Below are 4132 nucleotides of genomic sequence, written 5' to 3' on the forward strand. Positions count from 1 at the left end.
CATTAAAAGTGACAACGTAACTCAAAATAATCTCATATTAATTATATAAAAACAAATACTTATAAGACTTTCAATTCTCAGTCATAACAAGCGGGATTAGAATTCATGAATAAAAGCCCGCCACTTATGATGACAGTGGCGCCTGCGCATCCGGTCAGTTTTGGGAAGCCTTCTTATTCTGGTTGAAACGGGGGTTCATCAGCTTCGGCGATCCGGCCGGCAGATATCACGTACTGTGGCCAAGGAGTTTTGAGGGAGAACAGACTGGGTTGCGGCAGTAATTGCACTTGCCGCGGCGGTCGCCCTGTTCAGGTTTAAATTCAAAGTGACACACGTCATTGCCAGCTGTGCCACTGTGGGGCTGGTTTACCACCTGATATGAACACGGTTTCTGGCAGGCTCTGCGTTCAAAAAACATTTTATATAGCCTGTGCCAGATATAGTCAGACTGGCAACTAAAGATCGCTAAAGTAGAATTCTGCGATTTGCAACGCAGACAGCAGGATTGACCGTTTGCAATGCCATTCCTGCGCGCAGTTGAGGCTACGATTCTACTGTCATTTTTAACGTTTAAACCTGATTATTCCAAAGGAACCAGCTGCATCGGCTTGCCTCCCAGTTTCGGAGCAAGTTTTTGCTGCACTGCGACAACTGACGCAAGTGGGCGCCATGCCACAGTCATGTTGTCAATAAAGCCCATATCGTTTAAATGCATGTGGTCCATGCCGTCAATAATATGGTCACCAAACTTGATGGTGAACACTGCAACAAAGTCTGTTCCGTCACGCAAAAGGTGCTTCAGCTCAAAGTCATCGATGGTCTCAAGAAGCCGGGAAACTATCTGAAAAACAAGTTCTTTTCCTTCAAAGGGAACAGGAACAATTGGGCTGCGAAGTATGACATTATCCGCCATATGGGCCTCGAGCCCTTCAACGTGACGATTGCCCATAGCTTTAAGATACGCATCGAGATGCTCAGTGGTGACCATGAAAAAATTCTCCCCATTAGTGAATTTCAGCCAGTGCCTGGTAAGAGACCAGGCACCTTTCAGGTTCATCCTAACGCCATTGATCGTGCGTCATTAAGCGGGGTAAAGTTCATTTCAGATATGACAAAAATGTCAGTAATGAAATTTTCGGGAGGAGATTGTGGATAGTTTCAGCGCACTGGGAGGGCTGGAGGTGTTTATTCAAACAGCGAGGACACGGAGCTTTGCCGAAGCGGGGCGAAACCTTGGCATTTCTGCGTCCGCCGTCAGTAAAAGTATTTCCCGGCTTGAAGAGCGTGTTGGCGTGCGGCTTTTCCAGCGCAGCACACGTAGCGTCCGCCTTACCTCAGAAGGAGAGATGTTTCTCGAAAGGTGCGGACGCATTTTTGGTGAAATCCAGGCAGCGGAAGATGAACTCAGCGCAATGACACAACACCCACGCGGACGACTAAGGGTGGGTCTGGCACTTTCAGCAGGGTTGCCGCTGCCCGTCCTCTCAGCATTCATGGCGCGCTATCCCGAGATTGAACTCGATCTGGATTTCACCGATCGACTTGTTGATGTGGTCGATGAAGGATTTGATGTGGTAATTCGGGGGAACTCGCTTCGCGATTCACGTCTGGTATCCCGCCCGCTGGGACCCTATCGAGCCTGCCTTGTCGCCGCACCGTCATATTTGAAAGAAAAAGGTATCCCCACAAAACCGGACGATCTTTTGAATCATGCATGCCTGCACTATCGTTGGACGCCCACTGGCAAAATATACCAGTGGCCACTCGAACACACCGCCGGTACAGCAGCAATATCATCGCTGCCCTTGTCGATGGTATGCAATAGCCTGGACGCGTTGCTTTATATGACTCTTGCCGGGCGCGGGATCGCATGTGTGCCCGATTTCTCTGTCAGAACTCCGGTCGCTGAAGGACGCCTGAAAACCTTGCTGGATGCCTACGTAACGGATGCTAATACTATTCATATAATGTGGCCCAGCAACCGAAAAATTACGCCAAAGGTGCGCGCCTTCGTAGACTTTATGCACACCAATTTCTGCGATTATTTGGTCACTCCGATGAATGACCCAAAGCGGAAGAGTGAGCGTTCTCCCATCTGAAACCTGACTTTCCATCTGTACAATCTCCGCGTAAAGGCCGGAATTCTGTTTCTGAAGGGGTGTAGATTATCGGGGGTAGGGTCATTCCTCAGCCAGCTAAGCAGACCTCAGAAAAGTGGTCTTAAAAGTACCACGGTAAAAGTGACACTGTCTCAAACCTCTTCCAAGACACTTTAATCAGCTAAAAACTCAGACATTAATAATATCCACTATAGAGAGCATTAACCACTAGAGTGAGCATAAGAATTTACACGGAATTTGAAAACACTGTAGTGAGAAGCAACCACTGCAGAGAGTAACATCCACTAAAGTGAGTAAAACCACTATGGAGAGCATTAACCACTGGAAAGAGTAAATAGAGGTGAAGTGGAAAATGTAAGCAAGTACTAACCTAACTATCATAAGGGGCTTCAGGTTAGTAACTACTAGGGGGGTTAGGGTAAAACACGCAAACAACCACTAGAGCGAGTAAAGATTACTAACCGCAGTGGTTGGTAGATTTCATAATCGCTGAGTTTGCTGATTGCAGTGGTTGCGCTTCTCACTACAGTGGTTAATTTGCTTACCACAGTGGTTATGAAAAAAGCCTGCTGATAACACAACAGGCTTCGGGTCAGAGGGATAACGAAGGTATCGATACTATTTCTTTGCCTGTCGAAGTTGTTCAAGCAACTCAAGTTCTTCTTTCGTCAGCATTACCATCTCACGCGGCGCGCCAGGATCGACATCTTTCTCGGCAGGGATATCAATAATATGTTCATCGTCCAGGACATCATAGACATCATCGCCTATACCGGTCGGGATCTGAGCTGGTCGTAATTTTGGCCGCCTATAGTGGATACAGAAATACACGGCTTTACCGCGTTTGACCTCCGTATAGTCGAGATAGCCAATAGCCTTAAGTTGTTCCATTGCCTTACGAACAGTAGCGTTCTGAGTGATCGCTCGTGATGTCAGATTAAGGCGGGCACGCAGGCGCGACATGGATATGGGAGCGGGATCTGTCGGCAGGCTTTCAATAAAGGTATAGAGAGCCTGCGCCGACTCCTTGCGAGATAGTTCGTTGATTGCCCTGAGCTGAAGAAGAACTTTCTTATCGAATTGATACAACTCAAAAATCTTCGGATCCGCCTGTAACTCGACGACATCCTTTTTCGGGCTATATTTTGCTGACTGAACAAGGTGAGTAACATAATAGTCCCCCTCCTTATTGGAAAACGACAACGTGTTGGTTGCGATACGTTCCAGAGAGGCTTCCAAACGCGCCCTGAGCTTCGCTGAGGAGCGCGCGGAAGGAATGCCACATAATTTAGCGAACTCAACGAAAGGCAGGTATACAGAGTCTCCCAGGACCTTATGCTTGGCAAAGGCATGAATGATCCCGACCCATGTCTTGAAATCATTATCCATATCAAGCCGGGCACCGGTGATCTTAATGTTTTCATATCCTTCAGACTTGACGATCGAAAGTTGCTTGAGCTCCGAAGTGACATCCATGGAATTCATCTGACCTTTACGGCCCCGGGCAGTCGATTTCAACGTGGGTACAAATAAGCCCAACCGCATAAGTGCTACAGGCTGAACCGTGTTATTGCTGTTAGGAACCAGAGTAACAAGTTCACCTGTTCGCTTATCCGTTTCTGCGAAAGCTTTCGCTATCTCTATGTTTTTTGGCTCATTTCCAGACATTATCTGCTCTCACAATGAATGTGCATAAGAGTCTCTCTGTACACGATACAGTGGATACTAACACTCACTATAGCGGTTTTACTACCACACATAGTGGTTAATTTGCTTTTTATAGTGGTTGTTTTACTCCCTATAGCGGTTAACGATCTTCATTTTACCCATATAGCGCAAGGCCTCCAGAGGTGCGGGGATCTCTTTGGTTCTTTTAGGTTCTATTTGGATCTTATTATTGGATCGAACAAGAGGATAACTTTAAAAACAGAAGGTTAAATTTTCCGATAAGGATCCAAAATGACCATTGCAGCTCCGTATCTGGCAGGTGCATAACTTGTATATATCATGAC

At 46.8% G+C, this 4132-nt stretch carries 3 protein-coding genes; 1 reads left to right on the forward strand and 2 read right to left on the reverse strand.

Annotated features, from left to right (window positions below):
- Window positions 1-580: 580 nt before the first annotated feature.
- A complete protein-coding gene (locus J1785_RS02800) occupies window positions 581-1057 on the reverse strand; it encodes a nuclear transport factor 2 family protein (RefSeq protein WP_238483041.1) in 477 nt (158 codons plus the stop codon).
- Window positions 1058-1148: 91 nt separating this feature from the next.
- Here J1785_RS02800 and J1785_RS02805 point away from each other — a divergent pair, with 91 nt between their 5' ends.
- Entirely contained in the window at window positions 1149-2099 is a 951-nt protein-coding gene (locus tag J1785_RS02805; RefSeq protein WP_217218762.1) for a LysR family transcriptional regulator, read from the forward strand.
- A gap of 639 nt (window positions 2100-2738) precedes the next feature.
- On the opposite strand, the gene J1785_RS02810 is transcribed toward J1785_RS02805, so the two are convergent.
- The gene (locus J1785_RS02810; RefSeq protein ID WP_129955453.1) at window positions 2739-3788 is read right to left on the reverse strand and encodes a RepB family plasmid replication initiator protein; all 1050 of its coding nucleotides are present in this window, start codon (window positions 3786-3788) and stop codon (window positions 2739-2741) included.
- Window positions 3789-4132: the final 344 nt, after the last annotated feature.

This window comes from Rahnella perminowiae (genome assembly GCF_019049755.1).
In the GTDB taxonomy this organism is placed as follows: domain Bacteria; phylum Pseudomonadota; class Gammaproteobacteria; order Enterobacterales; family Enterobacteriaceae; genus Rahnella; species Rahnella perminowiae.

Bases quoted from the DNA above. Each gene is read 5' to 3' on its own strand.
- J1785_RS02810 (WP_129955453.1), bottom strand. From the start codon at position 3,788: ATGTCTGGAAATGAGCCAAAAAACATAGAGATAGCGAAAGCTTTCGCA.
- J1785_RS02800 (WP_238483041.1), bottom strand. From the start codon at position 1,057: ATGAACCTGAAAGGTGCCTGGTCTCTTACCAGGCACTGGCTGAAATTC.